Origin of the sequence: Mycolicibacterium helvum (assembly GCF_010731895.1) — a bacterium.
Taxonomy (GTDB): Bacteria; Actinomycetota; Actinomycetes; order Mycobacteriales; family Mycobacteriaceae; genus Mycobacterium; species Mycobacterium helvum.
This window is the reverse complement of the sequence record NZ_AP022596.1, coordinates 3,585,123-3,604,791: the sequence shown is the minus strand read 5'-3', so window position 1 is coordinate 3,604,791 and position 19,669 is coordinate 3,585,123. Positions and strand designations below refer to the sequence as shown.

The following is a 19,669-nucleotide window of genomic DNA, read 5'->3' as shown; positions in this document are numbered from 1 at the left end:
GAACAGGGTTGGGGGCGGCCAATGGCATCAGCGGAATCAACTCGCGCGGATTCAGTTCGCGACATCCTTGAAGTGTTCGGTGCGATCGATCAGGCCATCGTCAACGCACAAGACGATCCTCAACTGTTGGCGGCTGCTGACAAATTGCTTCCCGGATCGGCCGGCAACGCCGGCTGGTACGACGAATTGGTCAGGCGGTACTTCCCCGGCGACGCCGGCAAGGAGCCGAATCTCACCGAGGCCCTGAAACGGATCGCCGCCGCCGACGGGCGAAACCAGCGACTGAGCGCGCCCCAGAAGGCTCGGCTGTTGTACGGCATATCAACCTCGGCACGGCTGAAGAAGGTCGCGCCCAGCTGCTCGCTGCCCGACCTCGAGAAACCCGACGGCACACTTGGTCCGGCACTCAACCATTCCCTTGCCGCGATTGCACCGACGGGAACCGCGCTCAAGGCTCGCCGGGATACCGGCGAAGCGGTACGCGAGTCCTTTGTGCAACACGTCTCGAGCAGCTTCACCCGGGCCGGGGATTTCAACGAGGCCGTGCGCGCGAAGGCCGAAGCCGATATCCGGACCGACAAACCGCTCAAGGCACCGGTATGCAAGACCGCGGTGGTACGGGTGGATGGCCTGGAATCGGTGGTCGTCGATACCGAATTCGACTCTGATGAGGTCTCTCTCCAAGATCTGATGGATATCGTCAACCCGTTCAACTGGGCTGATGACTACCCGGCGCTCTTCGTGCGGATGGAAGGCCAGGAGCCGGACTTCCTGCCCGACGGCTGGCGGCGGGTTCTCGAGACCATCAGAATGCTCGGTGAGGAAATCACCACACCGCTGAAGTTCTACCCTTATCGGGCCGGCAAGCTCGAAGCATCAGTTGATTACGACCTCGACAAGTCAGACTTCTCCACCGGGGACGGGAAGGTACTGGTCGACCGGGGGTTCATCAACATGAAGTCGACGTCGGGCGACCCCAAGAAGCGCGGCGTTCATGTTACGACCAGAAAGGTCGTGCATATTCGCGGACTTTCCCCGTTCGCACAGGGAAAACTCGTATGCATCGGCGGATACGGAACGGCATCGGTCGACTTCTTGATCGGCGCAGCGGCCAAGAAGCGCCCCGGCCGCAAGCCGTTCTACTACCCGAGGAATGAAGACGAGGCTGGCAAGGATCCCGACACCACAGTGGCACCGGCGGCGACGGCGATGACCCATTTCGTGCCAGCAGCGGTCGATGCGTGGACCGAGTGCGCGCAGGATCTGACCAATGACTACTTCGACGTCACGCAGAAGTGGCTGTCCGGCAGCCTCACCATGACCGACCTGGCCGACTACACCACACGTGTCAGTAGCGAGCTCGTCAGTACACCGTGGAAATACCTCCAAGCCATGACAACTCCACGGACCCCGGGAAAGCCAGGGGGAAGCACATGAGTGCACCGCGACATGACCTCCAGCGTCCGGCCGGCGTCGTCCGGGGGTACTTCGACCAAATCAATGACATCGCTCAAGACGCGGCCAGGCGCGACGACGCGGGCAAGTGGGGAATCGACGGGTGGGTCCGCCTGATTCACAACCTGCTCGATCTGAATATGCGGACATATGCCGGCGCCGTCCAGGTGGCACTCGCCGGCCCGTCGTGGTGCCTGCAACCCACCTCGACGAAGCCGATACCACCCGACCCCGTCGACGTTCCGCAACGCGCCTATCAACGGTCAGTGTCGATCACAAAGCCCTTCCAGCGAGTCGGCCACCCGGATATCCGAATTCCCCTGCAGGCAATAAGCTTCGATCCGCCGGTACTCGTCGCCAACGCGACGTCGGTTCAGCTGATCCTGACCGACGACCAGTTCACCGGTGCCAATTACACCGGCACCCTGCGCCTTCGCCGGGCAGACGGCGCCGGCCGCGAATCCGAAACGGTGACGGTCACCGTCGGTTTGTAGGCTCGCGTGACTGCCAGTCCGGCCATCGACGATCTTCTCGAACGCGCAGTCCGGGCGATCAACGAGGGCGACCGTGCCACCGCCGACGAGCTCGCTGGTCAGGTGCTGGCTGTCGACCGCACCAACCCGGACGCCGAGGAGCTGCTCGCCACACCGGTGGGCAGCGGTGAAATACGGCGGCTCACTGTGCTATTCGCAGATCTCGTCGACTCCACCGCACTGTCCATGCGCATCGAGCCCGAGGTGTATCGCACCGTCGTCGGACGCTACCGCGACGTGGTCGGCAATATCGTCGCGCACTACGAGGGTCACATCGGTTCGATCAAGGGCGACGGGCTCCTCGCGGTGTTCGGGCATCCGAAGGCACACGAGGACGACACCCATCGGTCCGTGCTGGCCGGGCTCGACATCGTCCGCGAAGTCGCTGATCTCAGTGCCCGCGCCGAGCGCCGCTTCGGGTTCGACATCGACGTCCGCGTCGGCATTCACCGCGGTGTGGTGTTCCTGGACATCGACCAAGACGACGTCTACGGCCTCGGCGCCAACCTGGCCGCCCGGATCTGCAGCCTGGCCCAACCGGGCACCGTCTCGGTGTCGACCGCCATCGAAGAGCTGGTGCGCGCCAACTTCGAGATGGCCGAATGCCCGCCGCAACGGGTCAAAGGTATGGACAGTCCGCTCGCCCACTATCGGGTGACCGCCGAGCGGGATCTCGACGGTAAGACCTACGGCCCGATAGTCGGGCGGGAGCGTGAACTTGCTGCGCTGCGGGAGATGTGGGATCAAGCCAGCGCCGGTACGTTGACCACCCGCGGTGTACTCCTGCGCGGCGAGGGCGGCATCGGCAAGAGCCGACTGGCCAGCGCCGTCATCGACATGGCACGCGAATCGGATGCCACCGTCCTCGAGCTGTTCGGGTCCCCGTTCCACACCGACATCGGGTTACGCCCGGTCCGACGCCTGATCGAGCGGCACTGCCAGATACAACGCGACTCGGATCCGCCCGACCGCTTGCGCCGGTTAGAAGCCGAGGTCCAGAACCGGTCGCTGGACCCCGCGACGACGGTGCCGCTGCTGGCGCCGGTACTCGGCATCACCCCAGACGCGGGATATCAGCCCGCGACCGTCAACGCCGGCGCACGGTTCGACCAGATCACCGCAGCCGTCAAGGACTACCTACTGGCGTGTGTCCGGGCCGGTCCGGCCCTGATCGTGGCCGAGGACATCCACTGGTACGACGAAGACACCATCAGCATCATCAATTCCCTCCTGCGGGTGGCAGACAACCGGCTACTGGTCGTGGTTACCGGGCGAAGCGTGCCCCCACTGCGGGGGTTCGTCGAAGAGCTGGACCTGAAACCGCTTGCGGCCCAGGAGTCCGAGGCACTGATTCGGGCGCTCCATCCCGACATGGGACTCGATGCCAGGCGAGCGGTGCAGGAGCGTTGCGATGGCGTGCCGCTGTTCATCGAAGAAGTGGTGGCCAAACTCAAGCTCCGATCCGAGGATCTCGACGATCAGGCCCAGGTGCCCGACACCCTGTACGAGACATTGGTTGCACGGTTGCGTTCGACTACCGACTCACTGCTGGTCGTCGAAGCCGCCGCACTCATCGGCAGCCGCTTCGACCGTGACCTGCTGTCGTCGGTGACCGGGGTCGGCTGGCGCAAGATCGATGCACTCCTGGACGATCTCAACCGAGCCCGGGTGCTTCGGCCCGTGGGCAAGCGTCAATGGGCCTTCCAGCACGAGCTGCTCCGCGAGGTGGCCGCCGAACTGTCACCCCCCAGCGTCCGGCGCCGGTCACATCACCGCATCGCCGACGTCCTGGCCGACCCCACAACGGGCGGAACACCCGAATGGCCGCTGGTGGCGCACCATTTCGAGCGGGCGGAGCGATTCGACGAAGCCGCTACCGCCTATCAGCGGGCGTCCTCAGAAGCCCGCCAACGGGGTGCGCTCAACGAAGCCCGTAACCACCTCACCAAGGCGCTGGAGAGTATTGCCAACATTCCGGCCGGTCGCGACCGCGATCGGCACGAGGTGACCATTCGGTTGGAGCGGGGCTTCCTCGCCTCAGCGGCCAGCGGACAGACCAGCGCCGAAGCCGTCGTCGAATTCGAACAATGTCTGGAACTGATCGGCAACGAACCAGGCCTTGAGCTCTCCGGCGCGCTGAGCGCACTGTTGAACTACTTCACCGCCCGCGGCCGCCTGGATAAAGCAACGGAGCTCGTCGAGGCTCTCCGCGCGCTGGAAGGGAAGTCCGACTGGTCCACGGCGGCCTATAACGCAGTGGCAGGGGCACTTGCCATGTTCCGCGGGCAGTTCACTGCTTCCCGTTCTGCACTGGAGGCCGCCGCAGAGCTGCTCGATCGAACGGGCGCGCCCGAGATGGCGGAAATGTGGTACGCCCCAAACGACCCCATCGCCGGCATGTACGCCGAATTGGGCTTCATCCAGTTCCTTCAGGGTGATCTCGACGCAGCTGAACCGACCTTCGCCCGGATAGCGGGCAGGTGCAGCACATTGCGATTCCCGCACAACGCGACCACAACCTGCTACACGCGGGCACGAGAGGCCTCGACACGCATCGAAGCGGGCCAACTGGATCTTGCCGCCGCTATCATCGACGAAATAGGCGACCACGCGCAGAAATACGGCTTGGGTGAGTGGACGATGGTATCGATGTCGAACCGAGCTACACTCGCCGCTCGAATCGCACTGGCCGCGGGAGAAACCGATCCCGCTGTGTTGCAACCCCATATCGACAGCCTGACCCTGATCGTCGAGAGCTGGCGTGCAGCAGAGCTGAATACGTTCGTCATATCCTATGAAAGTGTTCTTGCTCGGTTGCTCACCGCTATCGGTGATCGGCAACTGGCCCGCCAACACGCAGAGCTTGCCCTCGAGACGACCCGAGCCACCGGCGCACATTTCTACGATGCCGAACTACTCCGGGTCCTGGCCCACACTTTCGACGATCCCGATGCGCGGTGCGCCGGCCTGCAGAAGGCCATCGAGGTGGCTCGCGATCAGGGTGCTGCGGTATTCGAATTGCGCTGCGCCGCCGATGCTTGTGAACTCATCGGCGAATCGGCGCACCCTGCCCTGCAGGAGGCGCTGAGCCGAATCGGCGCCGACCAGGACTGGCCCGAACTGGCGCGCGCCCGCGCGTTACTGGAGTGATACGCCGACGCGGCCGGATCGCCATTCTGGGCGGGGGCATGGCCGGGCTCAGTGCTGCGTGGCGGCTCAGTGACGGCCAATGGCAAGATCGCTTCGAGTCGATCACTGTGTACCAGCGAGGCTGGCGCCTCGGCGGCAAGGGTGCCTCCAGCCGCGGCGAGCACAACCGGATCGAGGAACACGGTCTCCACATCTGGCTGGGCTCCTACGAGAACGCTTTCGCGCTGCTGCGCGAGTGCTACGCCGAGCTGGACCGGGAGAACACCGATCCAGGCTGCCCGGTCCGAACCTGGGATCAGGCGCTGATCCCCGCTGAAGAACTCGGGATGGCCGACCGCTTCGGTGACGACTGGCTGATCTGGTCCGGCAAGTTCAGCCGCACCCCCGAGCTGCCCGGCGAACCGGGTGCAACGGGACGCGAACTGACCGTGCTCGATTTCGCCGCTCGCGCCCTGCGATTGTTGATGGACTTCGCCGAATCACTCAGCGCGGCAAGCGGTAAGGATCTCACCCTGTCGGTCAGCCCGGAGCCGGAGTCGGCCGATTGGATCGCCGCGGTTCGGCGGGCGGCGCTGGCCACGCTGGCCGCCCTGATCGAACCCCGCACCGCCGAGGGTTCGGCCGCGGGGTTCCTGACCGAGGCGCTCGACGCGGTGCGGGAAGCACTCGACTACGAGCGCCGGCCCGAGCACAAGCGCATGTGGCTGTTGATGTCACTGCTGGCGGCCACTACGCGCGGCTTGATCGCCGATCAGCTGATCACCGACCCCGCCGGCTTCCGTGCCATCAACGACGAGGAATACAGCGCCTGGCTACTGCGTCATGGAGCGGACCCCGATGTCCTCGACTTCCCGCTGATTCGTGGCATGTACGACATGGTGTTCGGCTACGAAGAGGGCGATTTCACCCGCCCGACCTTCGCCGCCGGGGTGGCTGTCTTACTCACCGGAATCGCGCTCTTCCAGTACAAGGGCGCGTTCTTCTGGAAGATGACCGCGGGCATGGGCGACGTTATCATCGCACCGATCTATCAGGCGCTGCGCCGGCGCGGAGTCCGATTCGAGTTCTTCCACCGCCTCGACGCGCTGCACCTCGACGCTCACCGGCACCGTATCGACGCGATCACCCTGGGTCGGCAGGTCGAACTCGCCGACGGGCTCGACACCTACGAGCCGCTGATCTTAGCCGACGGACTGCCCGTGTTCCCTGCCCTCCCCAGCTACGAAAAACTCAAGGCCACAACAGATTTAGCGGATCTGGAGTCGCACTTCGGCGAGCGGGTGGACGTCGAGACCCGCATTCTGCGCCGCGGCGCCGACTTCGACCACGTGGTGCTGGCGACATCGTTGGGCATGGTCGAACTGGTGGCAGGAGAACTCATCGCCGACCGCCCGGAGTGGCACGAGATGACTACCAACGTCCGCACGGTGGCCACCCAGTCATTCCAACTCTGGCTGCGGCCGACCGAAGCCGCGCTGGGCTGGCACCGCCCCGGAGTGACCACCAGTGGCTACGTGTCACCGTTTGACACTTGGGCGTCGATGGGCCAGACGTTGTGGGCCGAGCAGTGGCCGCCGTCGGAGGAACCACAGACCGTGGCGTACTTCTGCGGGGCGCTCGATGCCCACTGGCCAACCACCGACGACCCCGCCGCGTACGTCACCACCCACCGAAAGCGCGTGCTGGCCAACGCCGTTGACTACCTGAACCGCCATGTCGGGATGTATCTGCCGAAAGCGGTGACCGAAGGCGGGTTCAGCTGGGGCCTGCTATCCGGTGCGGGTGACCGAAAGGGTGCGGCCGCACTGGAAACCCAGCACGTCAGCGTCAACATCGACCCGTCCGACCGCTACGTGCTCTCAGTCCCGGGGTCGGACAAGTACCGGCTGCGCCCCGATGAGAGTGGCTACGACAACCTCGTGCTCGCCGGCGACTGGACCGACTGCGGCATCAATGCCGGTTGCATCGAAGCCGCTGTGGTCTCTGGGCTACAGGCCGCCAACGCCCTGCTCGGATACGGCCGCTACCACCACATCCGCGGTTTCTACATGCCGTGACCGCTCAAGGCAGGCCGACGGTCTCGAAGTTGACCCCGGCGGCAGGTAGTCGGTCGAGCAGTACATCACCCATCGCGGAGGCCGGTGTCAGAACCCCGTGCCGGTCGGGCAGGCGATCCCGGTCCACGACGAGGGCGAGCGCGCTCTCCCCGGCCAGCACTGCGGTGGCCGAGTAGCCGGGGTCGGCGGGTTGCGCGATCGTGGCCCGATACCTTCGCCCCGTTGTCGTAGTCGCATACGTCTCGACCCGGTAGTGCCCACGCGAGCCCATGTCATTACCCGTCCCCGCCGCGGGTGTCATCCGGTCGACCAAACCTGTTGGGAGCATTCGCAGGTAGTGGCCGCCAAAGCGCGATGCGGTGGCGATACCGGCGTTGAACATCGCACCCGCCAGCGCCGCACCGGGGAAGGAACCCATGATCAGTGTTTCGCTGTAGCGGAAGCTGCGCCCGTAGGCCCATTTCATCAGCGCGTTGGAACGGCGCACACAGCGCGTGTTGTACAGCGCCATCACATACCCACTGGTCCACAACCCCGCCAGTTCGGGGGCGACCTCGTGGCCCGGCAGCAACGGAAGATCGATCTGTGGTCCCAGATCCGGTTCGGCGTCACGATCGGGGCTCAGACTGTAAGGATCGTCGAGCATGTGGCGCACCTGGGGATCCGAGGATGTCAGGCGCATGAGGTCGACCATCGTCGCCACCGAACCGCCGGCGTAGCCGCCGGAGTAGTCCCGCAGCACCAGCGTCGTCTCGGCGAGTTCACCGGCCCCGTCGACGGCGGTCCGTTGACTCAGCGCGTACACGGTGAGATCCGAAGGGATCGAGTCGAATCCGCACGAGTGCACAATGCGCGCCCCGCTGTCCTTCGCCCGACGATGACTCTGATCGATACTTCGCCGGACGAACGGAACCTCGCCGGTGAGATCGATATAGTCAGTTCCGGCGTCTGCGCAGGCCGCGACGACCGGCAGTCCGTACCGGGTGTAGGGGCCAACCGCGTTGAGCACCAACCGGCTTCGGGATGCCATCGCCTTCACAGAGCCTGGCTTATCCACATCAGCCACGATCAGCGGCCAATTCTTGGCCCGGCCCCCAAGCCCACTCCGGACGGCCTCAAGGCGGCTTTTCGACCGGCCCGCGAGCGCGATCCGAAGTCCCGAGCGGGATCTGGCGAGATACCCCGCAGTGAGTTTGCCTACGTAGCCAGTGGCTCCGAAGACCACGATGTCGATGTCACGCCCCCGTGCGCGCATGACGACTGACGCTACCCCTCTTTGGAGCGGCGTTCCCGATAAGCGGCGACGTGCTGGCGATTACCGCAATTCCCGGTATCGCAAAACATGCGCGACCGATTGCGCGACAGATCGATGAGCACCGCACCGCAGTCCGGGGCCGCGCAGATCTTCAGCCTGCGCAGTTCGCCGGCGCGCACCAGGTCGGCCAGCGACATCGCCATCTCGGCGCCCATTCGCTGGGCCAGCGGATCGTGGATGGAGGCCAGGTGCAGATGCCACTCGGGCATCTCGGGGTGGCGGGTCAGCCACGGCGACGCGCGAGTGTCGGACAGCAGCGCGTTGATCTGCCCGACAGCGCGGTTCTCATCGTCGGCGGCGGCCCAGATCCTACCCAGCCGCCCGCGCAGCGTATGTACCGCCGCCACCTCGGCGTCGTCGTGATCGCGCCGGCCGGTCCAGCCGTAGCTGTTCAGGTAGGCGTCCAGGGCAGGCTGATCGGCCAGCTGTTCGCCGTCGACGCGATCGCTGTTAACCAGTGCACACGCAGCCCGCAAAGTGAGCTCCGTGTCATGAACGAAAAGCATTTGACTCATGACCCCCTTGGGACATACTGTCACGACCAACAATCATTTTACTCATTACACACGAGGTGCCTGATGTCGATGACGGTTCGTGGCCAAGACCACTTTCGTCTTGGTCTGCTGTTCGCCATCGGATCGGCGTTCACGTTCGGCATGTCCGGCCCCTTCGCCAAGTCGCTGATGGAGGCGGGCTGGTCCCCGACCGCCGCTGTCACCGCCCGGCTGGCCGGCGGCGCACTGGTCATGGCGGTCTTCGCCACCATCGTCAAACCCGACTGGATCCGGGAAGCCCGCGCACACGCCCGCACCGTGGTCGCCTACGGGCTTGTTCCGATCGCCGGCGCGCAGCTCTGCTACTACAACGCCGTCTCGCACCTGTCGGTCGGCGTAGCACTGTTGCTCGAATACACCGCCCCGATCCTGGTCGTGGGCTGGATCTGGGGAACCACCCGGCGCCGCCCCCGCGCCATGACCTTGGCGGGCGTGGCAATCGCGGTGGCCGGAATCATGTTGGTGCTCAATGTCTTCACCGGCGGCGCCCACATCAATGCCGCGGGGATCGCCTGGGGTCTGGCGGCGGCGATCTGCGCGGCCTGCTACTTCATGATGTCCGACGAGGTGAGCGCCGACGGCAGTGGCCTGAACTCGATCACCCTGGCCACCGGCGGCCTGGTGGTCGGTGCGGTCGCCGTCGGGCTGCTGGGCCTGACCGGCGTGATGCCGCTGACCTTCACCGCCAACAACGCCGACGTCGCCGGACTGATCGTCCCGTGGTGGGTTCCGGTGCTCATGCTGGCCGTGGTGGCCACCGCGATCGCCTACACGCTGGGCATCAGCGGTGTGGCGCGGCTGCGGCCCAGCTTCGCGTCCCTGGTCGGCCTCGGTGAAGTGCTCTTCGCGGTGATCTCGGCGTGGATACTGCTCGGCGAAGCGGTCACCGGCACTCAGGCTGTCGGCGGCGTAGTGGTTCTACTTGGCCTGGCGCTGGCCCGCCAGGGTGATCGCAGCGCCGCGGTAACGGCCGCGACGTGGCCAGACGCCGGGCCGATCGAGGAAACCGCCAGCCCGGCCCGGGCCTAGCGCGCGCCACGCGGAGCAAACGTCGGGAATGAAACAGGCCTCTCATCGGTAGCATCCAGATGTGACTTCCACCTTTGCGTCGAAGCGTGTTCTGCTGGCCGTCGCGGCCACCGTCCTAGCCGGCATGGCTACGTTGGTCAGCCCGGTCGCGCTGCCGACCGCGGCGGCCGCCTGCAATGACGTCCAGGTGGTATTCGCCCGCGGCACCGACGAACCACCAGGCATCGGCCGGGTCGGGCAAGCATTCGTCAACGCCCTGCGGCCCAAGATCGGCAACCGCTCGATGGGTGTCTACGCGGTGAACTATCCGGCCAGCTACGACTTCCTGGCCGCCGCCGACGGCGCGAACGACGCCAGCGCGTTCATCCAGGGCGTGGTGAACGACTGCCCCAACACCAGGCTGGTGCTCGGCGGCTACTCGCAGGGTGCGGCGATCATCGACATCATCACCTCGGTCCCGTTCCCGGCCATCGGCTTCAACAACCCGCTCCCGCCCGAGGTGTCCGACCACGTCGCGGGCCTGGCGGTCTTCGGCAACCCCACCGCCAAGGTCGGCCTGCCGCTGACCAGCAGTCCGGTCTACGGCGCCAGGGCGATCGATTTGTGCAACCCGGGTGATCCGATCTGCACCAGTGGCAACGATGTGCCAGCGCACCGGGCCTACGGCAACGACGGCTCGGCCAACCAGGCCGCCGCGTTCGTGGCCGGCCTGCTGTAGTCGCTGCGGTTTGGGGCTCCCAGCCCATTGTGTGACTATTAGCCACGGGTGACTATTAGCCCAGTGCGAGCGACCAAGGGGGTTTCAATCACCATGGCCAGGCCGACCATGACACCTGCCCGGGTCTTCGGGGTTGCCTCGACTGCTGTCGTCACCGCGGCGCTGGCGCTGCTGACACCGACCACCGTCGCTCCGGCTGCGCATGCCGGACCATGCCCCGATGTCGAGGTCGTGTTCGCCCGCGGTACCAGCGAGCCGGCCGGCATCGGCCGCGTCGGACAGGCGCTCGCCGACAACCTCCAGGCCCAGCTCGGCAGCCGCACGGTCAGCAGCTACGCGGTGGACTACCCGGCCAGCTACGACTTCCTCGGCGCCGCCGACGGTGCCAATGATGCGAGCAATCACATCGCGGCCACCGCCGCCGCGTGCCCGTCGACGCGCTTCGTGCTCGGTGGCTACTCACAGGGCGCCGCGGTGGTCGACATGCTGGTGGGGATACCACCGTTGGGCAACAAGGTGGGCGACATCGGCTCGGCACCGCCACTACCGGGCGGCCTGGCCAACAAGGTCGCCGGGCTGGCGGTTTTCGGCAACCCGTCCACCAAGTTCGGTATTCCGATCACCTCGGCCGGCGGTTCCTTCGCCGGTAAGGGCATCGACCTGTGCAACGACGGTGATCCGATCTGCTCGCGCGGCCGCAATCCGTTCGCGCACACCGATTACGAGAGCGGACCCGCGCCTGCGCAAGCTGCCGGGTTCCTCGCCGGCCTGCTGTAGCCCCGCGATTTTATTTGCTGCCAGCAGTCCTGGAGCCTCGGCTACGATGGCTGGCATGCGCGTCACAGCGGTGCTGAGCAGTGCTGCAGCGATAATGTCCGTTGCTGCTTCGCTATTGCCGACTGCTGTAGCCACGGCCGCGGATTGTCCCGACGCCGAGGTCATCTTCGCCCGCGGCCGCTTCGAACCGCCGGGTATCGGCCGCATCGGGGAAGCATTCGTCGACGCGTTACGCGCCAAAACTCCGAAGAGCGTTGGGGTATACGGGGTCAACTACATCGCCGACTGGGACATTGTGCCGGGCGCCAACGACATGAGTAAGCACATGCAGTACATGGCAGCCAACTGCCCGAACACCCGGCTGGTGCCGGGTGGGTACTCGCTGGGCGCCGCAGTCGTCGACGTCGTCGTGGGGGCGACTCAAGCCCAGTTCGGCTTCAACAACCCGCTGCCCCCGGGAGTCGCCGACCATGTCGCGGCCGTGGTGTTGTTCGGCAACGGCACCCGCAGCATCTTCGGCCCGGTGTCAGCGTCCAACAACCCGCTCTACGGCGGCAAGACCATCGACCAATGCAACGTGGACGACCCGATCTGCAACGGCATCGATCCCAATACCCTTGTCGGGAACTGGTCCTCACACCTGCAGGACGCCTACATCGGTTCCGGCCTGGTGGATCAGGCCGCCCAATTCACGGCGGACCGGCTCTAAATGATGCGTATCCGAGCGACGGCCACCGGTGCGGCCGCCACATTGGTTGCGGCACTTGCGATGTTGATGGCCCCCTCCGCACTGCCAGATACAGTGCCGACGGCCGGCGCCGCACCATGTCCTGATGTCGAGGTGATCTTCGCGCGCGGCCGCCTCGAATCCCCCGGCACTGGGGTCATCGGCCAAGCGTTCGTCAGCGCGCTGCGATCGCGGGTGCACAAGAACATCGGCGTCTACGCCGTGAACTATCCCGCCGACAATCAGGTCGACATCGGCGCCAACGACATCAGCAATCGCATTGCCTACAACATGAACAACTGCCCGAATACCCGCTTGGTCCTTGGTGGTTACTCGCTGGGCGCAGCAGCCACCGATATGGTGCTGGCGGTTCCCATCCCGATCATGGGCTTCAAGAATCCCATGCCCGCCGACGCCGACAGTCATATTGCCGCAGTCGCCCTGTTCGGCAACGGGACCCAGTGGCTGGGTCCGATCACGAATTTCAGCCCCGCGTATCAGGACCGGACGATCGAGTTGTGCCACGGTGCCGATCCGATCTGCAACCCGGCCGACCCGGATACCTGGGAGGCCAACTGGCCCGATCACCTCGCGGCCGCCTACCAGAAGGCCGGGATGATCAATCAGGCCGCTGATTTCGTGGCCGGAAAGCTCTAAGGTTTCGGTAATGTCCGCAGGTCGCGAGTGACCCCGATGCGCGCGGCCAGCTGGTCGTCGGCCGGATAGTCCACCCCGGTCAGCGTCAGGCCGCGGGCCGGCGCGGCAGCGAAATCGCTTGAGCGTGACTCTGCGCTCAACAACGTTGCGCACCAAGATGGTTCGCGACGCCCCTCCCCCACAGCCAGGAGCGCGCCGACCAATGAGCGCACCATCGACCAACAGAACGCATCGGCGCTGACGTAGGCGGTCACCAGATCACCGGTAGCCCCCCGAGTCGCTTCGCTCCTGCCCGCCGTTTCCCGCACCCAGTCCAGGCGCTGGAGGTCGCGGATGGTCGTCGCACCGGGCCGGTGCCGGCAGAATGCGGCAAAGTCATTCAAACCCAACAGATGGCGCGATGCCGTCGCCATGGCCTCGATATCCAACGGCTTGTTCCATGGCGTCACGTAGCGCGCGAGCTGCGGCTCGACACCATAGGGTGCCAGCGAAAGCCGGTAGGCGTAGTGCCGGCGCAGCGCTGAGAAACGGGCATCGAATCCGGCCGGCGCGCGGACGATCTCACGAACCCGCACATCCTCGGGCAGGAACCGGGCCAATCGGCGAACCAGCGGCCGGAACTCAGGCTCGTCCGGCCGGGGTTGCCGCGGGTAGGCGTGGGTCAGCGCATCGGCGGGCACGTCGAGGTGGGCGACCTGACCGCTCGCGTGCACACCGGTATCGGTTCGTCCGGCCCCGAACACCCGCAGTTGGGTCCGGAACACCGTTGACAGGGACTCCTCGAGAACACCGGCAACGGTGCGGAACCCCTCCTGCGCAGCCCAGCCGGTGAACTCGGTGCCGTCGTAGGCAATGTCGAGGCGAAGACGAACCTGCCCGCCACCGGACTCGGTGACGGGCAGGTTCGTTTTCACAGCCTCAGGACTTGTCAGCGTCCGAATCCTCGGCGGATTCCTGCGCGACCTCGTCGGCAGCCTCAGCGGTCTGAGCGTCGGCGATGGCAGTGTCCTCTTCGACGGCCTCCGCCCCTTGGACCTCGGCGACCGACTCTTCAGCCGGGATCTCCTCGACCGGAGCCTCTTCGGCCGCGGCAGGCGCGGGCGCAGCGACCTTGGCCGCCGAGCTCTTGCGAGCCCGGTTGGCCTCGGAGGTCACGGTCTTCTCGCGCACCAGCTCGATGACCGCCATCGGGGCGTTGTCGCCCTTGCGCGCCTCGACCTTGATGATGCGGGTGTAGCCACCGTTGCGATCGGCGAAGAACGGCCCGATCTCGGCGAACAAGGCATGCACGATGTCCTTGTCGCGGATCTTCTTCATCACCTCACGCCGATTGTGCAGTTCGCCCTTCTTGGCATGGGTGATGAGCTTCTCGGCGTACGGCCGCAACGCCCGCGCCTTCGGCTCGGTCGTCTTGATCCGGCCGTGTTCGAAAAGCGACGTAGCCAGGTTGGCCAGAATCGCCTTCTGGTGCGAGGACGAACCGCCGAGGCGGGCACCCTTAGTGGGCTTGGGCATTGCGACTATCTCCTAAATGGGGCCGGCCCCCGTATCAGGTAGGACCGGGACGGTTCTCTTTCGAGATGTTGGGCTTAGAGCTCTTCGGTTTCGGTGAAGTCCTGGTCGGCGTCGAGGTCGTAGCTGGCATCGCTGTTCCACGTGCCGGTGGCGACGTCGTAGCCGGCAACCTCGGAGGGGTCGAAGCTGGCCGGGCTGTCCTTGAGCGACAGACCGAGCTGGTGCAGCTTGATCTTGACCTCGTCGATCGACTTCTGGCCGAAGTTACGGATGTCCAGCAGATCGGACTCCGTGCGGGCGACCAGCTCGCCGACGGTGTGCACGCCCTCGCGCTTGAGGCAGTTGTACGAGCGGACCGTGAGATCCAGATCGTCGATCGGCAGCGCGAACGCCGCGATGTGATCGGCCTCGGCCGGCGACGGGCCGATCTCGATGCCTTCGGCCTCGACGTTGAGTTCCCGTGCCAGACCGAACAATTCGACCAGCGTCTTGCCGGCCGACGCCAGGGCGTCACGCGGGCTGATCGAGTTCTTGGTCTCGACGTCCAGGATCAGCTTGTCGAAGTCGGTGCGCTGCTCGACGCGGGTGGCCTCCACCTTGTAGGTGACCTTCAGCACCGGCGAGTAGATGGAATCGACCGGGATACGGCCGATTTCGGCACCCGAGGCCTTGTTCTGCACAGCCGGCACATAGCCGCGGCCACGCTCGACAACAAGCTCGACCTCGAGCTTGCCCTTGTCGTTCAGGGTCGCGATGTGCATGTCGGGGTTGTGCACCGTCACGCCGGCAGGCGGAACGATGTCACCGGCGGTCACCTCACCCGGGCCCTGCTTGCGCAGGTACATGGTGACCGGCTCGTCCTCCTCGGAGGAGACGACCAGGCTCTTGAGGTTCAGGATGATGTCGGTGACATCTTCCTTCACGCCGGGCACCGTGGTGAACTCGTGCAGCACACCGTCGATGCGGATGCTCGTCACGGCTGCGCCAGGAATCGACGACAGCAACGTGCGCCGCAGCGAATTGCCAAGGGTGTAACCGAATCCCGGCTCCAGCGGCTCGATGACGAACTGGGAGCGATTTTCGGCGATGACCTCTTCGCTCAGTGTGGGTCGCTGAGAAATCAGCATGGTATTTCGTATCTCCTTCTCGGCACCCGCTATTTGATGCCGTTAAGTGATCCGCGGGACGGTTGCCCCGCGGACGTCTTTCTTACTTCGAGTAGAACTCGACGATGAGCTGCTCGGCGAGCGGGACCTGGATCTGCTCACGAGTGGGCAGCTGGTGCACGAGGATCCGCTGGCGCTCACCGACGACCTGCAGCCAGGACGGGATCGGGCGATCCCCGGCCGTCTGCCGCGACAGCTCGAACGGGAAGGTGTTCAGCGACTTGTCCTTGATGTCGATGATGTCGTACTGCGACACCCGGTAGCTCGGGATGTTCACCTTGACACCGTTGACGGTGAAGTGTCCGTGGCTGACGAGCTGGCGAGCCATCCGGCGGGTACGCGCCAGGCCGGCGCGGTACACGACGTTGTCCAGACGGGTCTCCAGGATCACCAGCAGGTTCTCACCGGTCTTGCCCGACGAGCGGTTCGCCTCTTCGTAGTACTTGCGGAACTGCTTCTCCAGTACGCCGTAGGTGAAGCGGGCCTTCTGCTTCTCCTGCAGCTGCTGGCGGTATTCGCTCTCCTTGATCCGCGCGCGGCCATGCTGGCCGGGCGGGTAGGGGCGCTTCTCGAACGACTGATCTCCGCCGACCAGGTCGACGCCGAGACGGCGCGACTTGCGGGTTGCGGGTCCGGTATAACGAGCCATTTTCTAGTCCTCCCTAGACCCGGCGCCGCTTGGGCGGACGGCAGCCGTTGTGCGGCTGCGGTGTGACATCGGAAATCGCGCCGACCTCGAGGCCAGCGGCCTGAAGCGAGCGGATGGCGGTCTCACGGCCCGAACCCGGGCCTTTGACGAACACGTCGACCTTCTTGACGCCGTGCTCCTGAGCCTTGCGGGCGGCGTTCTCGGCGGCCAGCTGCGCGGCGAACGGGGTCGACTTACGCGAGCCCTTGAAGCCGACGTGACCCGACGACGCCCAGGCGATGACATTGCCCTGCGGATCGGTGATGGAGACGATCGTGTTGTTGAACGTGCTCTTGATGTGCGCAGCACCGTGCGGGACGTTCTTCTTTTCCCGGCGACGGGTCTTCTGCCCCTTCTTGGGTGCAGCGCCGCCCTTCTTTGCTTGTGCCATCCGGGGTTACCTGGCCTTCTTCTTGCCGGCGATGGTGCGCTTCGGGCCCTTGCGGGTACGCGCATTGGTCTTGGTCCGCTGGCCACGCACCGGCAGGCCGCGGCGGTGCCGCAGGCCCTGGTAGCAGCCGATTTCAATCTTGCGACGAATGTCGGCCTGCACCTCACGACGCAGGTCACCTTCCACCTTGAGGGTGGCTTCGATGTAGTCACGCAACTGCGTGAGCTGATCGTCGGTCAGGTCCTTGCTGCGCAGGTCCCGGTCGATACCGGTCGCGTCAAGGATTTCCTGAGAACGGGTACGGCCGATGCCGTAGATGTAGGTCAGCGCGATCTCCATGCGCTTATCGCGCGGGAGATCCACGCCCACTAGACGTGCCACAGGGCTTTGATTCCTTCTTCTATGCGGAGGTCTGTTCCCAGTCCGTTCCCGACTGTGTCGGGGCCCGGCCTCCGTTCCGGGCGTGGCTGAACAGCGAATCTATTCAGTGGTACTGGGAGGTCATCATTTAGTTGTGTTGTGATGCTCGCCGATGCAAGCGGTGGGGTTATTAGCCCTGCCGCTGCTTGTGGCGCGGATCAGAGCAGATCACCATGACCCGCCCATGCCGGCGGATCACCCTGCACTTGTCGCAGATCGGCTTGACGCTCGGGTTCACCTTCACGGCTGTTCGATCCTTCTAGTTCTCGTCGTTGTCAGTTGTGCTGTCGCGGTCGGGCTTACTTGTACCGGTACACAATGCGACCCCGAGTCAGGTCATAGGGAGACAACTCCACTACCACCCGGTCCTCGGGAAGGATGCGGATGTAGTGCTGCCGCATCTTGCCGCTGATGTGAGCGAGCACCTTGTGTCCGTTCTCCAGCTCAATGCGAAACATCGCATTGGGCAGGGGCTCGACCACGCGGCCCTCGACCTCGATGGCACCGTCTTTCTTGGCCATAACCTCTCAGATCCTGCATTGTTGGTTCTGTTCGCACCGGTCGCATGACAGGAGCTCACAGTCGGGCAGCCTTCGCCCCGACTGCAAAACGTGAGCCGGAAGCAGGAAATTCCAGAAGTTCCAGGACAGGGCACGCAAGAGTCGGCACGGATACCGCACCGCCGATCAACGATACCCGCTTCGGCGCGCTACTCCAAAACCGTCGCGCAGCCGTGCTGACCTCACCTTAGTACCGAGGCGAACCGGGCAAGCGTCACCTAATAAGCACTGGACATACGGCGCATACTGGACAGTGATGACTGGACCCGCTCCCCAGCCCCGCAAACCCGTCATTCTCACCGTTGACGACGACCCGGCCGTGTCGCGCGCTGTTGCTCGCGACCTTCGCCGCCACTACGGCGAGCGATACCGGATCGTCCGGGCAGAATCCGGGCCGGACGCGCTGGAAACGATCAACGAACTCAAGCTGCGCGGCGAGACCGTCGCAGTGTTCGTCGCCGACTACCGGATGCCTCAGATGAGCGGCATCCAGTTCCTCGAAGAAGCGATGGACGTCTACCCGATGGCGCGGCGCGTCCTGCTGACGGCCTATGCCGACACCCACGCCGCGATCGACGCCATCAACGTCGTCGATCTGGACCACTACCTGCTCAAACCGTGGGATCCGCCGGAGGAAAAGCTCTACCCGGTGATCGACGCCCTGCTGGAGGCCTGGCACGCCACCGGCGACCGGGCCATCCCGCACACCAAGGTGATCGGACACCGGTGGAGCGAACGGTCCTGGGAGGTCCGCCAGTTCCTGGCCCGCAACCAGCACACGTTCCGGGCGTTCAACGCCGACGAGCCCAAGGGCAAGCAACTGCTCGACGCCGCCAGCCTGGACGGGTTGGAGCTGCCGGTCGTCATCACCGAGAAGGGCGAGATCCTGGTCGACCCGACCAACGCCGCGCTCGCCGAAATGCTGGGGTTATCGACCAACCCATTGCTCGAGATGTACGACCTCGCGGTGATCGGCGGCGGGCCGGCCGGATTGGCCGCCGGGGTGTACGGCGCGTCCGAAGGGCTCAAGACGGTCCTGATCGAGGAGACGACGACCGGCGGCCAGGCCGGGCGCAGCTCGCGGATCGAGAACTACCTCGGCTTCCCCACCGGCGTCTCCGGGGCCGAGCTGACGACGTCGGCGCGCCGGCAGGCAGAGCGGTTCGGCGCCGAGGTCATCACCACCCGCAAGGCAGTCCGGCTGGAGGCCGGCGAGGCAGGAACCGCTCGCACCATCACCTTCGAGGACGGCGGCAGCATCGCCGCGCGGGCGGTCATCCTGGCCACCGGTGTCTCCTACCGCCAGCTGCAGGTCACCGGATGCTGGGACAACCCCGACGACCCCGCCTGCAACTACGTCGGACGGGGCGTCTACTACGGCGCCTCGGTGTCGGATGCCTCAGAGTGCAAAGGCGAGGACGTCTACATCGTCGGCGGGGCCAACTCGGCCGGGCAAGCCGCGATGTACATGTCCCGCGAAGCCAACTCGGTCACCATGCTGGTGCGCGGCCCCTCGCTGGAAGCGTCGATGTCGCACTACCTGATCCAGCAGATCGAGAAGAATCCCAACATCTCCGTCCGGACCTGCACCGAGGTGGTGGACACCCTCGGCGACGATGATCACCTGACCGGCCTGGTGCTGGAGGACCGGCAGACCGGGCAGCGAGAAACCGTCGAATCCACCCGGATGTGCTGCTTCATCGGCGCCGAGCCCCGCACCGACTGGCTCAAAGAGGTCGTCGCCGTCGACGACCACGGTTTCGTCCTGGCCGGACCCGACCTGTTCAACGTGGCCGGATGGGGTCTGGACCGGCCGCCGCACCACCTGGAAACAAGTGTGCCGGGTGTGTTTGTTGCAGGAGACGTGCGCGCCGAGTCCGCCAAAAGGGTGGCGGCCGCTGTCGGCGAAGGGTCGATGGCGGTGATGTTGGTGCACCGCTACCTGGCCGAGGCGTAA

General features: G+C 65.3%; 20 protein-coding genes. 10 read left to right on the top strand and 10 right to left on the bottom strand.

Annotated features, from left to right (window positions below; genetic code table 11):
- The first annotated feature begins 21 nt into the window (after nt 1-21).
- The 4 genes from G6N38_RS16990 to G6N38_RS16975 are packed head-to-tail and all read left to right on the top strand — an operon-like array spanning nt 22 to nt 7,195.
- Nucleotides 22-1,437 (top strand): hypothetical protein, encoded by a 1,416-nt coding sequence (locus tag G6N38_RS16990; protein ID WP_163749272.1) that lies wholly within the window; start codon nt 22-24, stop codon nt 1,435-1,437.
- A complete protein-coding gene (locus G6N38_RS16985) occupies nt 1,434-1,949 on the top strand; it encodes a hypothetical protein (RefSeq protein WP_163749271.1) in 516 nt (171 codons plus the stop codon). The genes G6N38_RS16990 and G6N38_RS16985 overlap by 4 nt, the downstream gene beginning before the upstream one ends.
- 6 nt (nt 1,950-1,955) lie before the next feature.
- Nucleotides 1,956-5,138 (top strand): ATP-binding protein, encoded by a 3,183-nt coding sequence (locus G6N38_RS16980; RefSeq protein ID WP_163749270.1) that lies wholly within the window; start codon nt 1,956-1,958, stop codon nt 5,136-5,138.
- 38 nt (nt 5,139-5,176) lie between these two features.
- Nucleotides 5,177-7,195, top strand: a complete 2,019-nt coding sequence (locus tag G6N38_RS16975) for an FAD-dependent oxidoreductase (protein ID WP_163749269.1) — start codon at nt 5,177-5,179, stop codon at nt 7,193-7,195.
- A gap of 4 nt (nt 7,196-7,199) precedes the next feature.
- Here G6N38_RS16975 and G6N38_RS16970 read toward each other — a convergent pair whose 3' ends face one another.
- Together G6N38_RS16970 and G6N38_RS16965 are read right to left on the bottom strand one after the other, a co-directional pair.
- Nucleotides 7,200-8,450 (bottom strand): saccharopine dehydrogenase family protein, encoded by a 1,251-nt coding sequence (locus G6N38_RS16970; RefSeq protein ID WP_163749268.1) that lies wholly within the window; start codon nt 8,448-8,450, stop codon nt 7,200-7,202.
- 11 nt (nt 8,451-8,461) lie between these two features.
- The gene (locus G6N38_RS16965; protein ID WP_163752068.1) at nt 8,462-9,016 is read right to left on the bottom strand and encodes a CGNR zinc finger domain-containing protein; all 555 of its coding nucleotides are present in this window, start codon (nt 9,014-9,016) and stop codon (nt 8,462-8,464) included.
- A gap of 72 nt (nt 9,017-9,088) precedes the next feature.
- On the opposite strand from G6N38_RS16965, the gene G6N38_RS16960 reads away from it, so the two are divergent.
- The 5 genes from G6N38_RS16960 (at nt 9,089) to G6N38_RS16940 (ending at nt 12,972) form a co-directional block, all read left to right on the top strand.
- Nucleotides 9,089-10,093 (top strand): EamA family transporter, encoded by a 1,005-nt coding sequence (locus tag G6N38_RS16960; RefSeq protein ID WP_179968402.1) that lies wholly within the window; start codon nt 9,089-9,091, stop codon nt 10,091-10,093.
- 124 nt (nt 10,094-10,217) lie between these two features.
- Nucleotides 10,218-10,811: a cutinase family protein gene (locus G6N38_RS16955; protein WP_163752067.1), complete on the top strand. Its 594-nt coding sequence runs from the start codon at nt 10,218-10,220 to the stop codon at nt 10,809-10,811.
- Nucleotides 10,812-10,904: 93 nt separating this feature from the next.
- The gene (locus G6N38_RS16950; protein WP_179968401.1) at nt 10,905-11,588 is read left to right on the top strand and encodes a cutinase family protein; all 684 of its coding nucleotides are present in this window, start codon (nt 10,905-10,907) and stop codon (nt 11,586-11,588) included.
- A gap of 55 nt (nt 11,589-11,643) precedes the next feature.
- Nucleotides 11,644-12,297 (top strand): cutinase family protein, encoded by a 654-nt coding sequence (locus G6N38_RS16945; RefSeq protein ID WP_163749266.1) that lies wholly within the window; start codon nt 11,644-11,646, stop codon nt 12,295-12,297.
- On the top strand, nt 12,298-12,972 hold the full coding sequence (locus G6N38_RS16940) for a cutinase family protein (protein WP_163749265.1): 675 nt from the start codon (nt 12,298-12,300) through the stop codon (nt 12,970-12,972).
- Here the strand turns inward: G6N38_RS16940 and truA are convergent.
- The 8 genes from truA to infA form a co-directional block, all read right to left on the bottom strand.
- Nucleotides 12,969-13,874, bottom strand: coding sequence for a tRNA pseudouridine(38-40) synthase TruA (truA, locus tag G6N38_RS16935; RefSeq protein WP_163752065.1), 906 nt, complete (start codon nt 13,872-13,874; stop codon nt 12,969-12,971). The genes G6N38_RS16940 and truA overlap by 4 nt on opposite strands.
- A 16-nt stretch (nt 13,875-13,890) precedes the next feature.
- Complete coding sequence (gene rplQ / locus G6N38_RS16930; RefSeq protein WP_163749264.1) at nt 13,891-14,487, bottom strand: 50S ribosomal protein L17; 597 nt, start codon at nt 14,485-14,487, stop codon at nt 13,891-13,893.
- A 74-nt stretch (nt 14,488-14,561) separates the two neighbouring features.
- The gene (locus G6N38_RS16925; RefSeq protein WP_163749263.1) at nt 14,562-15,614 is read right to left on the bottom strand and encodes a DNA-directed RNA polymerase subunit alpha; all 1,053 of its coding nucleotides are present in this window, start codon (nt 15,612-15,614) and stop codon (nt 14,562-14,564) included.
- A gap of 82 nt (nt 15,615-15,696) precedes the next feature.
- Complete coding sequence (rpsD, locus tag G6N38_RS16920) at nt 15,697-16,302, bottom strand: 30S ribosomal protein S4 (protein ID WP_163749262.1); 606 nt, start codon at nt 16,300-16,302, stop codon at nt 15,697-15,699.
- Nucleotides 16,303-16,315: 13 nt separating this feature from the next.
- Entirely contained in the window at nt 16,316-16,732 is a 417-nt protein-coding gene (rpsK, locus tag G6N38_RS16915) for a 30S ribosomal protein S11 (protein WP_005140014.1), read from the bottom strand.
- 6 nt (nt 16,733-16,738) lie between these two features.
- Complete coding sequence (gene rpsM / locus G6N38_RS16910; protein WP_163749261.1) at nt 16,739-17,113, bottom strand: 30S ribosomal protein S13; 375 nt, start codon at nt 17,111-17,113, stop codon at nt 16,739-16,741.
- Between the two features lie 169 nt (nt 17,114-17,282).
- Nucleotides 17,283-17,396, bottom strand: a complete 114-nt coding sequence (gene rpmJ, locus G6N38_RS16905) for a 50S ribosomal protein L36 (protein WP_003879483.1) — start codon at nt 17,394-17,396, stop codon at nt 17,283-17,285.
- A 55-nt stretch (nt 17,397-17,451) separates the two neighbouring features.
- Complete coding sequence (infA, locus tag G6N38_RS16900) at nt 17,452-17,673, bottom strand: translation initiation factor IF-1 (RefSeq protein ID WP_005140011.1); 222 nt, start codon at nt 17,671-17,673, stop codon at nt 17,452-17,454.
- Between the two features lie 295 nt (nt 17,674-17,968).
- Here infA and G6N38_RS16895 point away from each other — a divergent pair, with 295 nt between their 5' ends.
- Nucleotides 17,969-19,669: an NAD(P)/FAD-dependent oxidoreductase gene (locus G6N38_RS16895; protein WP_163749260.1), complete on the top strand. Its 1,701-nt coding sequence runs from the start codon at nt 17,969-17,971 to the stop codon at nt 19,667-19,669.